At 68.2% G+C, this 16,781-nt stretch carries 12 protein-coding genes and 2 riboswitches; of the genes, 5 read left to right on the top strand and 7 right to left on the bottom strand.

Annotated elements, in window-relative coordinates; all coding sequences use genetic code 11:
• Window positions 1–264 precede the first annotated feature (264 nt).
• Window positions 265–1,659 (bottom strand): L-serine ammonia-lyase, encoded by a 1,395-nt coding sequence (locus F8O04_RS04650; protein ID WP_158028137.1) that lies wholly within the window; start codon window positions 1,657–1,659, stop codon window positions 265–267.
• Window positions 1,650–3,071, bottom strand: coding sequence for a serine hydroxymethyltransferase (gene glyA / locus F8O04_RS04645; protein WP_158028136.1), 1,422 nt, complete (start codon window positions 3,069–3,071; stop codon window positions 1,650–1,652). The genes F8O04_RS04650 and glyA overlap by 10 nt, the downstream gene beginning before the upstream one ends.
• A 50-nt stretch (window positions 3,072–3,121) precedes the next feature.
• Window positions 3,122–3,224: riboswitch (glycine riboswitch) on the bottom strand.
• Between the two features lie 2 nt (window positions 3,225–3,226).
• A riboswitch (glycine riboswitch) is annotated at window positions 3,227–3,324 on the bottom strand.
• 423 nt (window positions 3,325–3,747) lie between these two features.
• Here glyA and F8O04_RS04640 point away from each other — a divergent pair.
• Both F8O04_RS04640 and F8O04_RS04635 read left to right on the top strand, forming a co-directional pair.
• Window positions 3,748–5,553, top strand: a complete 1,806-nt coding sequence (locus F8O04_RS04640) for a BCCT family transporter (RefSeq protein ID WP_188726274.1) — start codon at window positions 3,748–3,750, stop codon at window positions 5,551–5,553.
• Between the two features lie 192 nt (window positions 5,554–5,745).
• Entirely contained in the window at window positions 5,746–8,238 is a 2,493-nt protein-coding gene (locus tag F8O04_RS04635; protein WP_158028134.1) for an FAD-dependent oxidoreductase, read from the top strand.
• Window positions 8,239–8,443: 205 nt separating this feature from the next.
• On the opposite strand, the gene F8O04_RS04630 is transcribed toward F8O04_RS04635, so the two are convergent.
• The 3 genes from F8O04_RS04630 to F8O04_RS04620 all read right to left on the bottom strand — a co-directional run bounded on the left by F8O04_RS04630 (window position 8,444) and on the right by F8O04_RS04620 (window position 11,481).
• The gene (locus F8O04_RS04630; protein ID WP_225734870.1) at window positions 8,444–9,748 is read right to left on the bottom strand and encodes a glycine cleavage T C-terminal barrel domain-containing protein; all 1,305 of its coding nucleotides are present in this window, start codon (window positions 9,746–9,748) and stop codon (window positions 8,444–8,446) included.
• Window positions 9,749–10,039: 291 nt separating this feature from the next.
• Window positions 10,040–10,804: an IclR family transcriptional regulator gene (locus tag F8O04_RS04625; protein ID WP_158028133.1), complete on the bottom strand. Its 765-nt coding sequence runs from the start codon at window positions 10,802–10,804 to the stop codon at window positions 10,040–10,042.
• Between the two features lie 95 nt (window positions 10,805–10,899).
• Window positions 10,900–11,481: a TetR/AcrR family transcriptional regulator gene (locus tag F8O04_RS04620; RefSeq protein ID WP_158028132.1), complete on the bottom strand. Its 582-nt coding sequence runs from the start codon at window positions 11,479–11,481 to the stop codon at window positions 10,900–10,902.
• 79 nt (window positions 11,482–11,560) lie between these two features.
• Here F8O04_RS04620 and F8O04_RS04615 point away from each other — a divergent pair, with 79 nt between their 5' ends.
• Window positions 11,561–13,429 (top strand): ABC transporter ATP-binding protein, encoded by a 1,869-nt coding sequence (locus F8O04_RS04615; protein ID WP_225734869.1) that lies wholly within the window; start codon window positions 11,561–11,563, stop codon window positions 13,427–13,429.
• A gap of 113 nt (window positions 13,430–13,542) precedes the next feature.
• On the top strand, window positions 13,543–15,024 hold the full coding sequence (locus F8O04_RS04610) for a hypothetical protein (RefSeq protein WP_158028131.1): 1,482 nt from the start codon (window positions 13,543–13,545) through the stop codon (window positions 15,022–15,024).
• A 17-nt stretch (window positions 15,025–15,041) separates the two neighbouring features.
• Here the strand turns inward: F8O04_RS04610 and F8O04_RS04605 are convergent, their stop codons facing one another.
• Together F8O04_RS04605 and F8O04_RS04600 are read right to left on the bottom strand one after the other, a co-directional pair.
• Window positions 15,042–15,320, bottom strand: a complete 279-nt coding sequence (locus F8O04_RS04605) for a hypothetical protein (RefSeq protein ID WP_158028130.1) — start codon at window positions 15,318–15,320, stop codon at window positions 15,042–15,044.
• A 101-nt stretch (window positions 15,321–15,421) separates the two neighbouring features.
• Window positions 15,422–16,033 carry a DUF2249 domain-containing protein gene (locus F8O04_RS04600; protein WP_158028129.1) on the bottom strand — a complete coding sequence of 204 codons (612 nt, stop codon included), beginning with the start codon at window positions 16,031–16,033 and terminating at the stop codon, window positions 15,422–15,424.
• 308 nt (window positions 16,034–16,341) lie between these two features.
• Between F8O04_RS04600 and F8O04_RS04595 the strand changes: the two genes are divergently transcribed.
• A complete protein-coding gene (locus F8O04_RS04595) occupies window positions 16,342–16,722 on the top strand; it encodes a cupin domain-containing protein (RefSeq protein ID WP_158028128.1) in 381 nt (126 codons plus the stop codon).
• Window positions 16,723–16,781 lie beyond the last annotated feature (59 nt).

The raw sequence follows: 16,781 nt of genomic DNA, 5'->3' as shown, positions 1-16,781 counted from the left end.
AGCGGTGCGGAACGTGCTTCATTGCTGTCTCCTTGTTCTGGGTAGCGGTCGGGGCCGCATCGCCCCGACCGGCGATGGTTCGGCCGGGCGCCATCGCCCGACGACGGCATGAGTCGTCGGGCGGCACCCGGCCATGACGTTCGGACGCCGTGGCGTCCGGATCAGCGGCGGAGGGCTCCGCCGCCGACGATCTCGGGGTCCACCGGGCACGCGCGACACACGCACGCGAGCCCGGCTCCTCCCCTGGCACGGCGAGGCGGCGACTCAGCAGTCGACGACGTTGACCGGGAGGCGCACATGCACGGCCAGCCCGCCGGTCGAGGTCTCCTTGTACTTGGACTGCATGTCGCGGCCGGTGACGCGCATCGTCGTGATCGCGTCATCGAGTGAGACGACGTGCGTGCCGTCGCCGCGCATCGCCGTCCTGGCGGCCGCGACGGCCTTGACGGAAGCGATGCCGTTGCGCTCGATGCACGGGATCTGGACGAGCCCGCCGATCGGATCGCACGTGAGTCCGAGATGGTGCTCGAGCCCGATTTCCGCAGCGCACTCAACCTGACGCGGCGTGCCGCCGAGGAAGGCGGCGTAGGCGCCGGCAGCCATCGAGCAGGCCGAGCCGACTTCACCCTGGCAGCCGACCTCGGCACCCGAGATCGAGGCCGTCTCCTTGAAGATCGAGCCGATCGCCCCCGCTGTGAGCAGGAAGTCGACGATCGCATCGTCGTCGGCGTTCGGGGCGAAACGGACGGCGTAGTTGAGCACCGAGGGGATGATGCCGGCCGCCCCATTCGTGGGCGCCGTCACGACGCGGCTCCCCGCCGCGTTCTCCTCGTTCACGGCCATCGCATACGCCGTCAACCAGTCGGCGCCGTGGAACGGATCGCCGAGCTCGCCCTCGTTTTCGAGCTGACGCGCGATGCCCGGCGCGCGCCGGGGCACGCCGAGGCCTCCCGGCAAGACGCCGTCGACACGCAGCCCGCGATCGATGCACTCGCGCATGACCTCCCAGATGTGCAGCAGTTCCTCGCGGATGACCTCGGCCGGCCGCTGGGCGAGCTCGTTCTCGAACTGCAGCTGTGCGATCGACAGGCCCGTCGCCTCGCACTGGGCAAGCAGGTCACCGGACGTGCGGAACGGATGCGGGATGGCGCCCCCATCCTCATCGGGAGCCGCCTCGGACTCGGCATCGCGCTCGTTGACGATGAAGCCGCCGCCGACGGAGTAGTACGTCTCCTCACCGAGCACGTCGCCCGTGGGATTCCACGCCGTCAGGGTCATGGCGTTCGGATGGAACGGCTTCGTGCGCCGGCCGTCCAAGATGAGGTCGCTCTCGGCGTCGAACTCGATGTCGCGTTGACCGAGGAGCCGCAGCCGGCCCCGCGTGCGTGCGGCTTCGATGAGGCGTGGTGCCTGCTCGGGGTCGGCGAGCTCCGGGCGCTCCCCGAGCAGTCCGAGGATGACGGCGCCGTCGGTGCCGTGGCCGCGCCCGGTCGAACCGATCGAGCCGAGCAGTTCGGCACGAACGCGGTCGACCTGTCCGAGCGTGCCCGAATCGCGGAGCTGCTCCACGAACGAGAGGGCGGCCCGCATCGGACCGACCGTGTGCGAGCTCGACGGGCCGAGACCGATCGAGAAGAGTTCGAAGACGCTTACGACCACGATGTCACCCCGCCACCGCTCGTCGAACCTGACACGACGCCGGACTCGGCGTAGAGAGGGAAGCGTGCCGCGAGGGCGATGACGCGGGCGCGCAGCGCGTCGAGCTCGGCGTCGTCGTGTTCGGTGCGGCGCAGCACGCTCGCGATGAGCTCTGCGACCTCCGCGAAGGCGTCATCGTCGAAGCCGCGCGTCGCAAGGGCGGGCGTTCCGATGCGCAGCCCCGAGGTCACGAGCGGCGGGCGGGGGTCGTTCGGCACCGAGTTGCGGTTGACCGTGATACCGATGCGGTGCAGCAGGTCCTCCGCTCGCCTCCCGTCGAGCTCGGCATCGATGAGCGAGACGAGAAGCAGGTGCACGTCGGTCCCTCCGCTGAGCACGCGCACGCCGGCGTCGGCGACGTCCGCGCGGCCGAGGCGCTCGGCGACGATGCGCGCGCCCGAGAGCGTGCGGAGCTGACGTTCCGCGAACTCGGGCAACGCTGCGAGCCTGAAGGCGACCGCCTTGGCGGCGATGACATGCTCGAGCGGACCGCCCTGCAGTCCTGGGAAGACCGCCGAGTCAATGCGCTTCGCGATCGCTGCGTCGTTCGTCAGGATGATGCCGCCCCGCGGCCCGCCGAGGGTCTTGTGCGTCGTCGACGTGACGACGTGCGCGTGCGGCACGGGGCTCGGGTGGAGGCCGGCCGCGACGAGCCCGGCGAAATGAGCCATGTCGACCATCAGGTAGGCGCCGACCCGATCCGCGATCTCGCGAAAGGCCTCGAAGTCGAGCTGCCGGGGATAGGCGGACCAGCCCGCGATGATCATGCGGGGGCGGTGCTCGTCTGCGAGCCGGCCGACCTCGTCGAGGTCGACGAGCCCGTCGTCGTCAACGTGATAGGGCACGACGTTGAAGTCCCGGCCGCTGAAGTTCTTGCGCATCCCGTGCGTCAGGTGGCCGCCGTGGGCCAGGTCGAGGCCGAGCACGGTGTCGCCGTGCTCGAGGAGCGCGAAGTACGCGGCCATGTTGGCCTGCGCACCGGAGTGCGGCTGCACGTTCGCGTAGGCCGCACCGAACAGTTCGCGCAGCCGGTCGATGGCCAGCTGCTCGATCGTGTCGATGTTCTCGCACCCGCCGTAGTAGCGGCGCGCCGGATATCCTTCCGCGTACTTGTTCGTCGCGACCGAGCCCTGGGCCGCCATGACGGCCACGGGCGCGAAGTTCTCCGAGGCGATCATCTCGAGCGTGCCCTCCTGCCGGTCCAGTTCGGCGCGCAGTGCCGACGCGATCTCTGGGTCGATTCGCTCGAGGGGGTCGTTGAGCACGGCGGGGGCCGTGCGGATCGGGGTCGCCGCGGGACGATCGGCGGCGCCGTGGTCGGCGGTAGGGCGATCGGTGGCAGGGTCGACAGACGTGGTTTGGTCGATGGACATGCGAGAGACTCCTCGGACAGGGCCGCAGCGCGGCCACTCGGTCGTGGTGGTCTCCCCGCTCTGTCCGTTGACCTGAGAGCTTCGTCGCGCGGCGCCTCACGCGCCGGCACGACTTGCACCGTGGGTGCGGGTCGTCCCGCTTTCCAGAGTCGGCCTCGCCCATCGCGGTCTTGTGCCTGAGAGATTCTCGGGGAGAGTCTTGCTCCTTCGGCGCCGCGCCGCAGTGCGGCGCGGTCTCTCCCGCGTGGGCTCGAGCGGCCTATTCGGTTGTGCTCGTGCTCGCCGGTCTCCGAAGCACGACCGTGGTGCATGTCGCGCTTCGTCGCCCGGCTCACCGCCACCGGCACTCGAGCGAGCGCCGGACCGGATCGTTCGCAATGAACCTTGACAAGCTCTGCATCCGACCCAATAGTGTTTCACTGTACGCAAGTAGTGCGCACTGCACAACAGATTCCGCTGGGAGCTGGCAGGGCCTCAAGGCTGGGCGGCGCGCGTGCACCGACGCACGCGTATGACGCAGCCGCATTCCAGCCCTGCCTTCCGATCGAGGTGGATCGGGGCGAGTGCTCCGGCCGGGCGATGTGCGATGTCCAGGAACGCCGTTCCGAACCGAACTCAAGGCTGGGAGGTGAACCGGCACGCAATCGGCGATCCAGCCGACCGGCACCGGGGAGCGATGACCAATAGGGCAGCGGACACGACGAAGCGACTCATCACCACACTTCGAGGATCGACCGAGCATCGGGATCGGCAGCCGAGGCGCGTCGGCGTCGACTGGCTCACGTTCGGCATCGCCGCCGCGCTGGCGGTCGCCTTCGTGGCCTGGGGAGCGGTCGACCCCTCCGGCCTCGGGTCGCTCGCCGAGACCGCCCTCACGGGAGCCATCGACAACCTCGGCTGGCTGTTCGTCATCGCGGCGGCGGTGTTCACCGTCTTCATCCTGATCGTCGCGCTCGGCCCGTTCGGACGGATCCCCCTCGGCAGGGAGGGTGACGCACCCACGTTCCGCACCACCTCATGGATTGCGATGATGTTCGCGACGGGCATGGGCATCGGACTCGTCTTCTACGGCGTCGCCGAGCCCCTCTACTTCTACATGGCACCGCCGCCGGGCACGGTCGAAGGACAGACCCCTGAGGCGTTGAACGTCGCCATGGGGACCACGCTGTTCCACTGGACCCTGTTCCCATGGGCCATGTACGCGATCGTGGGCCTTGGCGTCGCGTACGGCACCTACAGGCTCGGTCGCTCGCAGCTGTTCTCCTCGATGTTCACCTCGATTTTCGGCCCCCGCGTCGTCAACGGCGTCGGCGGGCGCATCATCAACACGCTCGCGATTCTCGCGACCCTCTTCGGCTCCGCGTGCTCGCTTGGCCTCGGCGCCCTGCAGATCGGCGGCGGCCTCGGGGCGTCAGGCATCGTCGGCGAGGTCAGCGCGCTCGTCCTCGTCATCGTGATCGCCGTGCTGACGGCCGCGTTCGTCGCCTCGGCGATCTCCGGCATCGAGCGTGGAATCCAGTGGCTGTCGAACATCAACATGGTGCTGGCCGTCCTGCTCGCACTGATCGTCTTCATCGGCGGCCCGACCCTCTTCATCCTGAACGTCATCCCGGGCGCCGTCGGCGGCTTCATCGACGACTTGCCCGAAATGGCTTCGCGCACCGCTGCGGCGGGCGGCGAGGCACTGGGAACGTGGATGTCGAGCTGGACCATCTTCTACTGGGCGTGGTGGATCTCGTGGACGCCGTTCGTCGGACTGTTCATCGCGCGCATCTCTCGCGGTCGCACGATCCGTCAGTTCGTCGTGGGCGTGCTGTTCGTGCCCTCGATCGTGTCGACGGTGTGGTTCTCGATCTTCGGCGGCGGCGCGATCGGCCTGCAGGAGCGGGCAGAGCGTTCCGGCGACACGAACGCCATGATCAGCCAGATCGTCGACGGCGCACCGGACATCAACTTCGACACGGTCCTCTTCACCGTTCTCGAATCACTGGCATTCCCGGATTGGGTGACGTTCGCCCTCTTCGGTCTCACGGTCGTGCTCATCGCGATCTTCTTCGTGACCGGCGCCGATTCCGCGTCGATCGTGATGGGGATGCTGAGCGAAAACGGCGCTGAGCACCCGTCGCGCAAGATGATCCTGTTCTGGGGCACAGCGACGGGCGCGGTCGCGGCGATCATGCTGCTCGCGGGCGGCGACGAACCGGCTTCGGCGCTGAACGGCCTGAAGAACATCACGATCGTCTCGTCGGTGCCCTTCGTCTTCGTCATGCTGCTGCTGTGCGTCGCCCTCTGGAGGGATCTCGCGAGGGACGAGCTGATCATCAAGCGCGACCTCGCCCAGCATCTGCTCACCGAGAGCGTGACGCTCGGCGTCGAAGAGCATGATGGCGAGCCGTTCCACCTCAGCACGGCGGCGATCCCCGTCGTTTCCGGCGAGGGAGGCGGCGCCGATGCCGGAGAGCCCCGTCAGGACAGGGCCTAGACCGCGCATCGGGCGTGAGACACGCACATCGGGTGCGGACGGATGCTCCGCGGCCTCCGCCGCTTGCCGATGCACGACGCACGCACTAGGCTGTTGCGTACGTCACATCGTAGTGCACGATATGCAACAACGTCACGGGGTGCCCCGTGAACCGCCAAGCCGGGCGACGTGGCCCGGAGAATAGGAACGACGATGCCCGCTTCGGCTCCGAAGATCGTCATCATCGGCCTCGGCGTCGTCGGCGCCGCGCTCGCCGACGAACTCACCCTCCGCGGCTGCACGAACGTGACCGTGTTCGAACAGGGACCGCTGTACGTGACGGGCGGATCGTCCTCGCACGCTCCCGGCTTCGTCTTCCAGACGACGCCGAACCGCACGATGAGTCTGCTCGCACGACGCACCCTCGACAAACTCGACGGTGTCGTGCTCGGCGAGCAGTGGCTGCTCAAGCGCGTCGGCGGCCTGGAGATCGCGACGACACCGGAACGGCTCCACGATCTTCGCCGGCGACGGGGCCTCGCACACGCGTGGGGCATTCCTGCCGACCTCATCGGTCCCGAAGAGGCCGGACGCCTCTGGCCCGGCCTCGACATCTCTCTCGTTCTCGGCGCTCTGCGCACGCCCAGCGACGGCGTCGTCAAATCGGTGCCGGCCGTGCAGTGGCAGGCTGAGCGCGCGATCGACCGCGGAGCGCAGCTCGTGCCGAACACGCGCGTGACCGGCATCCGCCGCGAAGGTGGCCGCGTGCTCGGCGTCGAGGTGGTTGCCGTGCCATCGGCCGCGGACGCAACCCCCGAGTTCGTCGCGGCCGACATCGTCGTCTCCTGCGCGGGGCTGTGGGGGCCGGGACTCGCCCGCGACCTGCTCGGCTTCGAGCTGCCGATGGTCCCCATGGAGCACGGATTCGGCATGAGCGCGCCGGTGCCCTCGCTCCTCGGCGCGCACACGCCGATCGAGGAGCTGAGCCGTCCGATGCTCCGTCATCAGGACTTCTCGCTCTATCTCCGCGAGTACGTCGACCGTATCGGTATCGGCGCCTACAACCACCGCCCGATCGCGCTCGAACCTGAAGCGATCGCCTCGGCGGACGAGTTCCACGCGACCGGCGTCCATCCCGCCAAGCACCCGTTCTCGTTGGAGGACTTCGAGCCGACCTGGGAGGAGACGAGGCGCCTGCTTCCGGAACTGCGCTCGGTCGAGCTCGACGAGGGCTTCAACGGCATCTTCTCCTTCACCCCCGACGGCGGCCCCATGCTCGGGCCGGTGACCGGTGTCGACGGGCTCTGGCTCGCACAGGCCGTGTGGGTCACCCAGTCGGCCGGCGTCGCCCAGGTGGTGGCCGACTGGATCGTGAACGACGACCCGGGAATCGCGACGCAGGGCCTCGAATACACGCGCTTCGACCCGGCCGTCGTCTCGCACGAGTTCTCGGTGGAGCAGGCCGAGGAGTCGTACGACGAGGTCTACGACATCATTCATCCGCAGCAGACCACACTGCGCCAGCGCAGGCTGCGCACCACCCCCTTCTACGATCGCCAAGTCGCGCTTGGCGCCGTCTTCGAATCGTCGAACGGCTGGGAGCGCCCCCTCTGGTACGAGGCCAACGCACCGCTCGTCGAGCGGCTCGAGACCGTGCCGACGCGGGATCCGTGGGCCGCAGCCGTCTGGTCGCCCATCGCGGCGGCCGAGGCCAACGCGACCAGGAACGCGGCCGCGCTGTACGATCTCTCGCCGCTCCCGCGTCTCGAGGTGGCGGGAGCCGGGGCCACCGCGCTGCTGCAGCGCGCCGTCACGGGAAAAATCGACCGCGCCGTGGGCACGGTGACGTACACGCTGCTGCTCGATCGATCCGGCGGCATCCTCGGTGACGTGACGGTCGTGAGGCTCGGCGACGAGTCGTACCTGATCGGCTCGAACGGCAACCTGGAGCGACTCTGGCTCGAGTCGCTGCGAGAGGGCGACGACGGGATCACGATCCGGGAGGTATCCGGCGGCGAAGGCGGCCTCGGCCTTTGGGGGCCCCGCGCCCGACAGGTCCTCGAGCGCGTCACGAGCGACGACGTCTCGAACGAGGCCCTCCCCTACTTCCGCGCCAAGCGCATCCGCATCGCGGGCGCCCCCGTCCTCGCGCTGCGCGTCAGCTACGTTGGCGAGCTCGGCTGGGAGCTGTACGTGTCGGCCGATCACGGACGCTACGTGTGGGACACGCTCTTCGAGGCAGGCGCCGAGCTTGGGCTCATCGCAGCTGGTCGCCGCGCGTTCAACGCGTTGCGACTCGAAAAGGGCTATCGATCATTCGGCACCGACATGACGCGTGAGCACTCGCCCGTGGAGGCCGGTCTCGGCTTCGCCGTGCGCCGCACCGAAAAGCGGTTCATCGGCAAGGAGGCGCTCGAGCAGCGCACCGCGCCGAGTCGTCTCGTGACGCTCGTGCTCGACGACCCGAGTGCGGTCGTGCTCGGCAACGAGCCCGTGTACGAGCCGGGCGCCGCCGAGCCGATCGGCTACGTCACGAGTGCCGATCAGGGGTACACGATCGGTGCGAGCATCGCGTATGCGTGGCTTCCCGCCGAGCGGGCGGCTGTCGGGTCGAAGCTCGAGATCGAGTACTTCGCGACGCGCTACGGCGCCGAGATCCGCCGCGACCCGCTCGTCGACCCCGAGGGCGCGCGCCTCCGCCGCTGATCACCTCCGCCGCTGACCGCCCCGCCGTTGAGGGACGGACGAACCGGCCGCCGTGAGCCGAGAAACAGCGCTCGCCGGCCACGGAGTGGTGCGATCGCTGGGCAGGTCCGACTCTGCTCGGCACGTCGAAGGGCCCGTGTGCTGGTCTGCACACGGGCCCTCCGGACTCAGGCCGACGCGACGACGTGAACCGTCTCGCGCGGCGTCACACCGCGGCGTCGAGCCCCTTCTGCTTCAGGAGCTCGCGCTGGTTGGGGTTCACCGAGGGACGGAACGGCACCTCGACGATCTCGGCGCGAACGGGCCTGCCGGGCTCATCCGAGTAGACGTCGGGCAGGTGGATCCAGTACTCGGTGCCGAGGCTCGTGCGCCCGACCGGCACGTGTGCAAGGGCGATGTTGCTCTCCAGCTCGGGCGAGTACCAGGGTGAGGTGACGTAGCCGGTGGGCTCGGACGTCTCGCTCTCGCTGACGAGCCAGAAGTCGGGCGCGTAGTCATCGATCGGCCTGCCCCCGAACTTGAATCCGACGAGCTGGGTCTCATAGGGCGGGGCGCCCGCCTCGAGCCGGGCTCGGGCCTCCTCGAGGCGCTGCTTGCCGATGTAGTCGGCCTCCTTGTGCCGCGGCACCTGGTAGGCCAGATTCACCTGGAAGGGCAGTGTCTCGTGATCGAGGTCCTGACCCCACGAGAGGATGCCGGCGGCGATGCGGCGATGGTGCGCGGGAGCGACCACTCGCAGGTTGTGCGCCTCGCCGACGCGCAGGATCTCGTTCCAGAGGTCCTCTGCGTACTTCGTGGCGTCATAGAGGTAGATCTCGTAGCCCTTCTCGCCGGTGAAGCCGGTCTGCGAGATGACGACGTCTCGTCCGGCGATCTTCGTGATGTGCAAGCCGTAGCTCGGGATCTCGTGCGCAACGGGACCGATGAGGTCGGCGAGCAGGGCGGCCGACTTGGGACCCTGAATCTGCACGGGAGCGACGTCGATCTCGTCGATCTCGACGTCGAACCGCTTGCCGACGTTCACTCCCTGCAGCCACAGCAGCAGGTCGCTGTCCGAGATGCTGAACCAGAACTCGTCATCGGCCACGCGCAGAAGGACCGGGTCGTTGAGGATGCCGCCCTTCTCGTTGGTGAGGATGACGTACCGCGCGCGGAGCGTGGGAATCCTGGTCGCGTCGCGCGTGATCACATAGTTCGTGAATGCCTCGGCGTCGGGCCCCTTGACCCTGATCTGCCGCTCGACGGCGACGTTCCACAGCGTGACGTCGTTGACGAGCGACTGGTACTCGACGGACATGCCGCCTTCTTCGCGCGGAACGTAGCCGCGGGGGTGATACATGCGGTTGTAGATCGACGCCCGCCAGGCCCCGGCCTGCACCGAGAGCTCCCAGTACGGCGACTTGCGCACGCGCGTGTCGATGAGCATCTCCACCGGCGTTGGACCGGACTGACGCAGGTTGACGGGGACGATTCGGTCACGCTGCGTGACCGAGGGGTTGTTGTAACTCACGAATGCCTCCTTGAATTCTGAGTTTCAGATTATGGAACTCGATTCCCATGATGTGGGTGTTTATAGCATAGGTACGAACGGGTGGGATGCCAAGAGCCATTTCTCGGAAACCTGAGCGTCCTTCGGCGCTGCTCGGCGCGACGGCAACAGTGACGGCGACAGCGTCCTGGGCGGGATTCGAGGTGGATCAGCGAAACGGGCAGCGCGCGCGCCGAACCACCGACTCCTGACACGCAGCTCAGCCGCGAGCGTCGCGCCATCGACTGGATGGCATGCCGCTACCGATCAGGACTAGGACTGGAGCGATGCGGGCCGAGCGGCGGCCTGGGCCGTGATGATCCGGGACAGGAGCTCGGCCTCACGCACCAGGAGCCGTCCGAGCTCCGCATGGTTCGTGATCCGCGTCGACGGGCCGGAGACGCCGATCGATCCGATCACGTCGCCCTGGGCACCTCGCACCGGCGCAGCGATCGCCTCGAGGCCCTCCTCGAGCTCGCCACAAGTGACCGCGTAGCCGTCAACGCGTACCCGTTCCAAGGCTTCCAAGAGCTTTGCGTGTGAGGTGATCGTCCGCCGCGTGCGGGACTCGAGGGGCTCGTCCGTGAGGGGGATGGCCTTGAATGCCAGGAGCACCTTGCCGAGCGCCGAGCAGTGGGGCGGCACGTCGACCTCGACCCAGTTCGTCGCGCCGAGCACGTAGCTCGAGTCGACCTGTGCGGCCTGCACCACCTTGCCACCGCTCGGGAGCGCGAGGTTCACCGTCTCACCCGTCACCTCACCGATCCGCTCCAGCACCGGCTGTGCGATCGTGACCAGCGACTCGATGCGACCGAACCGAGCCGCGTAGGTCGCGAAGAGCGCACCCGCGCGGTATCTGCCGTCGGCGTCGCGTGCCACGAGGCTGTTCTGCTCCAGGGCGCCGAGCAGTCTCGACACCGTCGAGCGTGCGAGATCGGTCGCGCCGACGACGTCGGAGTAGGAGATCGGGTCCTCGGCATGCACGACGAGCGACAGGATCGTCGCAGCGCGATCGATGACCTGGGCACCCTGCGCCATCAACTCACCTCACTTGAAACCCCAAGAGTAACGCAGGGGTGCGCTGGGACGGCGCGCACTCCGGGAGGCGATCGTTCCTTGGTCGGGCGGTCCCGTCAGATACCGACAGGATCAGCGGCAGCGGCCTTCAGCAGGGTGCGAAGGGCCTGCTGGCGGACCTCGAAACCACTCAGTCGGCCGTGCGTCTCCGCCGGGATGAAGTAGACGGCGTAGAGCACCGCCCACACCGAGTTGCTGATCCACTCGACGCTGAGTTGGGCGTCGATGCTCCCGTCCTCGTGTCCGCGCCGCAGCATCGCGGCGATCTTCCGGTCCGTCTCGTCCTCGTCCTCGGGGCGCGAAGGGGCATCCTCTGAACCATCGTTGCTCATCCACCAGACCAGTGCCGGCAGACGGTCCAGCAGTTCCGTGCACAACCGACGGTATGCCTCCAGGCCGGTGCCCTCGGCGAGCCTGGCGCGTTCAACCGCGGTGTGCCACGCCTCGGCGGCGAGGTCCGCGGCGGCCTTCTTCAGCGCTGCCTTGTCGCTGAAGTACCGGTGAAAGGTGCTCCGTGAGACGGCGGCCTTCGCCGCGATCTCCCCGATGGAGGCGCCGGGATTCGCTGCCAGGACGGCGATCCCCGCCTCCACGATGGCGCGGCGGGTCCGTTCGGCGGCCGGCGTGTGGTCGGACATGCCGCGAGCATATCCGACCACGAACCCATACTAAAACAGAACTTGACAATTTTGGGACACATATGTCTCACTAGTGACCATGGACGACGCACGCGTGACCCCGATCGCCGAACCCGAGGGCGCTTCCGCCCCGCGCTCCCGGCGCATGGCCATTCTGTGGTCCTTCGCCCGCCCCCATCTGCCAGCCCTGCTGATAGCCCTCGTGCTGGGCCTCGCGACCTCGGCGATGGCCCTGATCAGCCCGCTGGTCACCGAATGGGTTCTGCAGACCCTTGCCGTCGCCGGATCACTGCGCGACCCGGTGCTGGTGCTGCTCGGCCTGCTCATCGTCGGAGCCGCGGTCGGGTGGTTCCAGTGGGTGATGCTCGGTCGGCTGGCCGAGGACATCGTCTATGACGCGCGGCGGCGCATGGTCCTGCGCTACCTGGGGAGCCGGGTCTTCGCGCTGCTCGAGCGCAGCCCGGGCGAACTGGTCACCCGGGTCACCAGCGACACCGTGCTGTTGAACCAAGCCGCGTCGACGTCGATCATCGGACTGATCAACGGGGCCATCACGCTGGTCGGATCCATCGCCTTGATGGCCTGGCTGGACTTCCCGCTCCTTGCCGCAACGCTGGGAGCGGTGCTCGTTGTCCTGCTCTGCTTCACGGTGCTGGTGCCGCGGATCGCGACGATTGAGGAAAAGGCGCAGGCTGCCTTGGCCGATCTCGGAACCGAGGTCGAGGGAACGGTCCGGTCGATCAAGACGGTGAAGTCCTCGTCTGCCGAGCATGCTCGCTATGCATCGGTCATGAGCCACGCGGCGGAGTCCCGCCGCCAGAGCCTGCGCTCGGTGCGCATCCAGGCCGCAGCGTGGACCATCACGGGGGCGGCGATGGAGCTGGCCATCATCGTGGTGCTCGGGTTCGGCGCGTACCGGGTCAGCACCGGCGACCTCGGCATCCCCACACTGGTGGCGTTCCTGTTGTACGTGTGGGGATTGATGGGCCCGATGATGGAGCTCACGCAGAACCTCACAACGCTCCAGAGCGGACTCGCCGCGGCCGGTCGGATTGCCCAGATCGAGCAGCTGCCCGTTGAGTCGGCCGAGCTCGGTGTGCGGATCACCGAGGCCGCCGACGAGGGGAGCCTGCTCCGAGCCGAGCGGCAGCTCAGCGCCACGGCCGTTGAGCGACGCCCCGAGCCGCAGGCCCCCGAGCCGCCGAACGCCGCGATTCCCGTCCTGAAGCTGTCCGGCGTCACGGCGCGGTACGAGCCACACACTCCGCCCATTGTTGAGGACCTGCACCTCACCGTGCCCCGGGCCGGACATGTGGCCCTGGTCGGCTCATCGGGCGCGGGCAAGACCACCGTGCTGAATCTCCTGCTGCGATTCCTGGAGCCCGATGCCGGAGTGATCCGGCTCGGCGGCATTCCCTACCAGCAGCTCAGCCACGCCGAGGTCCGCCGTGCCTTCGCTTACGTGGAGCAGGAGACGCCCGTGGTGCCCGGCACCATCCGGCAGAATCTGCAATTCTCCAACCCGGACGCCAGCCAGTCAGAGGTTGAAGCGGTCTTGGAGCGCCTTCACCTCGCCGAGAAGATCGCAGAGCTGCCCGACGGGCTGGACACCCGGCTCACCGAAACCAACATCTCCGGCGGGCAACGGCAGCGCATCGCCCTGGCCCGAGCCCTGCTGGCCCGGCCGCGGGTGATGCTGCTCGACGAGGCCACAGCACAGGTCGACGGCGTCACCGAGGCGGCCATCCAACAGACCATCGCCGAGGTCGCGAGGACGTCCGCGGTCGTGACCGTCGCACACCGGCTCTCCACCGTGCTCGACGCCGACCAAATCCTGGTGATGGACGCCGGCCGCGTGATCGGCCGCGGAACCCATCAGGAACTCATGGAGACCACCGCCCTCTATCGAGACCTCGTCGCCGCCCTGCGAATCGAGGCGCGTCGGTGAACGGCGAAACGGCGCCAGGCTCGCCTCTCCAATAGGATCAGCCGCGAACCGTGGGCGGGCGGCAGCATGTTCCCGACAGCCACGTGCATGCTGCCGCTACCGAAAGGCCCACATTGAGCCGATTCACCCCCGTGCTCCGCAACGACGGCTCGCTCGACAGGCATCGCTCGGCCTGGAAGACGATGGTCTGCATCCTGTTCGCCGCCATGTCGGTCGCTGTGTTCGTCTCCGTCTTCGACAACTTCGAGTCGCTGCAGCAGTCCGCGAACGTTGACGCCGAACGCGTTACGCTCGCGCGCAATCAGGTTTCTCAGCGACTGGCTCCGCTCTCTGGACTGATCCTCGCCGCCGCCGCCGCGCTCTGGTTCGCCTACGCCGCCGTCTTCCGCTGCCGCGAATGGACGCGGCGCGAGAGCGGCAATCGCCTCAGGCGCAAAGCCGAGTTCGGTCTCGTGGGTGGGCTTCCCCTCATGCACGATCTGCACGCGCGGCTCTCGACGGGCGACCCTGCTGTCTACACGCCGTTCCCCCCTCCCACGAGCAAGGGCGATGTGGGGTTCGAGGCATGGCTCGTTCCCGAAGACTCGGTGGCGCACGCCGCTCTGCGTACCGGGCGGGGTGCGGGCACCCGGATGACCGAGCTGCTCACCTTCACGGGAGTGCACTACGAGGCATTTGCCGCGGCCATCAAGAACCGGCTCGAGGTTCCGCTGCCGAATGAGCGGAACCCGCTGTGGCATGGCGCGGACGCCGGGTCCGTGCTGGCACCGACGATGGCGGCGGTCGGTTCAGCACCCAACCCCGCCGCCGACACGGCAGCAGCGCTGGCGGGCGACGCCACCGATCCCAAGCTGCAGCAGTGGGCCGCCTATGTGCGGGGCGGCGGTCGCCAGGAGGAACACGCGGATGCCGCGGGGCTGAAGAAGGCCCGCGCCTGGAACTCCGGCATCCTCGTTGTCAGCGCCGTGGTCCTGGCAGGCGGCGCGGCAGCGTTGCTCGCCCTCTCGAGCTTCGAGCACGCGAGGGCGAGCCTGCTCATCACGTTGGCGGTCTTCCTCGGGTTGCTCGCCGTGGCCTTCATCCCGCGCATCGCCCTCCTCCGCCGCAACCTCGGTGACACGGCAGGTCCCGAAGCGGTGGTCGCAGCAGAAGGCATCGAGATCCGCGGGCTGCCCGTGATCGCGTGGAACGAGATCCTGGGCATCGTCTACCTCGATGACCGGCAGCGCACCGAGCGCGCCCTCTCCGTGCCAGTGACGGGCTGGGGTCTTCGACTTGCATTCAAGGCGGGTGAGGGATCCATCGGCCTCACGATCGCGGTACGCGACGGCGTCGGCCTGCGCTCGCGCGTGACGTCCCGGGACACGCGGTCGGCCGTGAAGCTGTGGCCACGTGGCGAGCATGGCCTGCGCGGTGGCACCGTCACGACGCGACTGGACGTGCGGCTCACCCCGGAGGCACGGGAGCGCTTCATTGCGGCGGCGCGTGGCGGCGCGGTCACGGCAGGAGTGCCATTCCATCTCGTGCGCGGTGTGCTCGACAACGCGAAGTTCCTCGGCCGGATGCTCGACCCCAAGTGGGGCGACACACCGTAGCCGGCACGTACCGCTTCCTACGCAACGGGCGAGGAGCGCTCGCGTCGCGCTTCCGTGAACTGCTCAGGGGGTGTGCGCCGGCCCGAGCGGAAGGCCGCGAGCAGCTGCGCGAACGTCAGGCTCGAGTTGCCCCAGAGGGCGGAGCCGTCAGCGGCGACGATGACGGCGGAGCCCCCGCGAACCGGGTTGACCGCGTAGACAGCGTCATCCTCGACGAGAACGCGGTGGTGCTCGACGACAACCTGATCGTCGACGTTCAGGTACTCGGCAAGCGTGCGTATCTGGTCGCGGCTCACATCACTCATTGTGCAGTCCCCTTCACACACCAGCAGGTTCGGCTCATGTGCCATCCTTCAGCGCTCCACACCCGTACCGCTACCCCGTCGCTATTGGATGGTCAGCGCTCGGTGCGAGGCGGCAACGGAGAGATGGTCAGCGTGGGCTTGCGGTGGTGGACGGAGAAGTACCGGAGCCCGTCGTCGCCGGCCTCGATGCGGCGCTGGGAACCGGCCGGGAGCCAGAGCAGTGCGCCGGGCGTCAGTGGGATCTCGCCGTTCTCCGTTCCGACCGTGCCAGTCCCGGTGAGCACCAAGATCAGCACGTCGAGGTCGGGGCCGTCGTGAGTGGCGATCGTGTCGCCTGGCGGCAGAGCGATGATGTTCGCATCGAGGTCACGACTGGCGGGGTTCAGCTGCCACACGGAGCCGCCCCGGTCGATGTCGAGCGCTCCCAGGAGCGCCGATGTATCAGCGACGAGCCGCGGTAGAGGCCTGCGTGTCCTGCGAACGATCCGCGCCTGCCAAGCACCGGCGCTGGTCTCACCCAGGGAATTCCAGGTGAACGAGCCTGGCAACTCCCGGTCGAACTCCTCCCACAGTTGCCGGGGCTCGTGATCATCGGTCAGCAGGATCGCCTGCCCGATGTCGAGGCGGTCGAAGGCAGCAAGAACCAGCGCGTGCCGTTGCGCCTCGGGAATCGCGCGCACGTCCACCTCACGGTCATCCAGCATGTTTCGTCCTCCTTCGCTTCCCTCTCAAGCGAACCGGATCATTCGCGGCAATGCGGAAGATCGACCGGTCGCGAGTCGCCGGTGTTGCGGTTGCCGCAGGTCTCGGAGACGCTGGTGTATGGCATGGCCTTGGCTGAACGGCTCGACGCACACCCAACGCTATCCGCTCTTTCGTGAGCGGCCCGGCGCGTGCCGGGTGCGGAGCGCGACGACAGGAGCAGCAGCATGAACGATGAGATGGTGGCGACTGCGGCCGCGAACATTGCAGAGGAGTCTGCTCTTGGCAACCAGGTGAAAGCGAGCGGACGATGACACACGACAGCAACGACCTTCTGCCCACGAACCTCATCACGCGACACGACAAGCTGCTCGCCGCAGCGCGCACCGCCAACGCGCACCGCGCGGCGGAAACCGTCTACGGATCGCGTGACACGCTCCTCAGGCAGACGGTGCTCGCGCTTCTGGCCGGCAGCCACCTGGCTGAACACGAAAGTCCGCCCGAAGCGACGTTGCACGTGTTGACCGGGCGGGTGCGCCTGAACGGGCAAGCGAGGTCATGGGAGCTCAACAGGGGAGACCTCATCGCCATCCCACCCGAACGGCATTCGGTGACGGCCATCGAGGACAGCGTGTTCCTTCTCACCGTCGTCCGCGCGGCGTCCGACGCATCCGCAAGCACCCTGAAATGACGGAGGACGCCGAGACGCTGCCCTCGGCGGCCGATCACTGGTTTCACGACTCGCGTCGA

This window comes from Pseudoclavibacter endophyticus, from assembly GCF_008831085.1.
Classification (GTDB): domain Bacteria; phylum Actinomycetota; class Actinomycetes; order Actinomycetales; family Microbacteriaceae; genus Pseudoclavibacter; species Pseudoclavibacter endophyticus.
The sequence above is the reverse complement of the archived record's forward strand: the minus strand, read 5'-3'. Positions and strand labels throughout refer to the sequence as shown.

Coding starts and splice junctions, on each gene's coding strand:
- glyA (WP_158028136.1), bottom strand. CDS start 3,071: ATGTCCATCGACCAAACCACGTCTGTCGACCCTGCCACCGATCGCCCT.
- F8O04_RS04600 (WP_158028129.1), bottom strand. CDS start 16,033: ATGCTGGATGACCGTGAGGTGGACGTGCGCGCGATTCCCGAGGCGCAA.
- F8O04_RS04615 (WP_225734869.1), top strand. CDS start 11,561: ATGGACGACGCACGCGTGACCCCGATCGCCGAACCCGAGGGCGCTTCC.
- F8O04_RS04635 (WP_158028134.1), top strand. CDS start 5,746: ATGCCCGCTTCGGCTCCGAAGATCGTCATCATCGGCCTCGGCGTCGTC.
- F8O04_RS04620 (WP_158028132.1), bottom strand. CDS start 11,481: ATGTCCGACCACACGCCGGCCGCCGAACGGACCCGCCGCGCCATCGTG.
- F8O04_RS04640 (WP_188726274.1), top strand. CDS start 3,748: ATGACCAATAGGGCAGCGGACACGACGAAGCGACTCATCACCACACTT.
- F8O04_RS04625 (WP_158028133.1), bottom strand. CDS start 10,804: ATGGCGCAGGGTGCCCAGGTCATCGATCGCGCTGCGACGATCCTGTCG.
- F8O04_RS04595 (WP_158028128.1), top strand. CDS start 16,342: ATGACACACGACAGCAACGACCTTCTGCCCACGAACCTCATCACGCGA.